The 1,512-nt window shown below is 61.4% G+C and carries 1 protein-coding gene and 1 pseudogene; one reads left to right on the forward strand and one right to left on the reverse strand.

What is annotated here, in order from left to right; translation table 11 throughout:
- Positions 1–1,187, reverse strand: a 1,187-nt coding sequence (locus EN955_RS34435) for a biotin carboxylase N-terminal domain-containing protein (RefSeq protein ID WP_127223574.1), incomplete at its 3' end; no start/stop codon positions are given.
- Between the two features lie 198 nt (positions 1,188–1,385).
- Here EN955_RS34435 and EN955_RS34440 point away from each other — a divergent pair.
- Positions 1,386–1,512, forward strand: a pseudogene (locus tag EN955_RS34440) (S-(hydroxymethyl)glutathione dehydrogenase); the annotation flags it as partial.

The following is a 1,512-nucleotide window of genomic DNA, read 5'->3' on the forward strand; positions in this document are numbered from 1 at the left end:
GTGCACAGCTTGGCCAGCATCGGATCGTAGAACATCGAGATTTCGGAGCCTTCGGTGACGCCGGTGTCGTTGCGGATGACGACATCGCCGAATTGTCCTTCCTCCGGCGGCCGGTAGCGGGTCAGCCGGCCGATCGAAGGCAGGAAATTGCGGTAAGGGTCTTCGGCATAGAGCCGGCTTTCCACCGCCCAGCCGTTCAGCTCGATGTCGCTTTGCTTCAGGCCAAGCTTTTCGCCGGCGGCGACGCGGATCATCTGCTCGACCAGATCGATGCCGGTGATGAGCTCCGTCACCGGGTGCTCGACCTGCAATCGTGTATTCATTTCAAGGAAATAGAAGTTCTTGTCCTTGTCGACGATGAATTCGACCGTGCCGGCGCTCTGGTAGTCGACGGCCTTGGCCAGCGCCACAGACTGCTCGCCCATGGCCTTGCGTGTCGCGGCGTCCAGGAATGGCGACGGCGCCTCTTCGGCGACCTTCTGGTTGCGTCGCTGGATCGAGCATTCGCGCTCGCCGAGATAGAGCGCGTTGCCATGCGCGTCGGCCAGCACCTGGATTTCGATGTGGCGCGGATCGACGACGAATTTCTCGATGAAGAGACGATCGTCGCCGAACGAACTCTTGGCTTCCGAGCGCGCGCGGTCGAAGCCATCGCGCACTTCGGCTTCGCTCCAGGCGATGCGCATGCCCTTGCCGCCGCCGCCGGCCGAAGCCTTGATCATCACGGGATAACCGATTTCGCCGGCGATCTTTTCGGCATGATCGGCATTCTCGATGACGCCGAGCCAGCCGGGCACGGTGGAAACCTTGGCGGCGTTGGCGAACTTCTTCGATTCGATCTTGTCGCCCATCGCCTTGATCGCCTTGGGCTTCGGGCCGATGAAAATGATGCCTTCCGCTTCCAGCGCCTCACAGAAGGCCGCCCGCTCGGACAGGAACCCGTAGCCGGGGTGCACGGCCTGGGCTCCCGTCTCCTTGCACGCGGCGATGATCTTTTCAGGGACGAGATAGCTCAGCGCGGCTGGCGAAGGCCCGATATGCACCGCCTCGTCGGCCATCTCGACATGCACGGCGTCGCGATCGGCATCGGAATAGACCGCGACCGTGGCAATGCCCATCTTGCGCGCCGTCTTGATGACGCGGCAGGCAATTTCGCCGCGATTGGCGATCAGGATCTTGGTGAACATGCGAAATGTCATCCCTCGGGTCGGCCGTTCCTTTTATGGCCTGTGCTTGCAGGGTCAAGCCGACCATGCAATTCACTGCCTTTCAATCGACTTGCGATTCCAATTCATCGCTGTGGCCCAGTCGGGGAGCCAGCTGCCAGTTGATCGTGTCGGCAAAACCTGAAACTTTGGAAAAAAATTCGCATTGGAGGACGCCTGATGAAAACCCGCGCCGCTGTCGCTGTTGCCGCCGGAAAGCCGCTGGAGATCATGGAGGTCGACCTCGAGGGCCCGCGCGAGGGCGAAGTGCTGGTCGAGATCAAGGCGACAGGCATTTGCCACACCG

This window comes from Mesorhizobium sp. M7A.F.Ca.CA.001.04.2.1, assembly GCF_003998485.1.
Classification (GTDB): domain Bacteria; phylum Pseudomonadota; class Alphaproteobacteria; order Rhizobiales; family Rhizobiaceae; genus Mesorhizobium; species Mesorhizobium ciceri.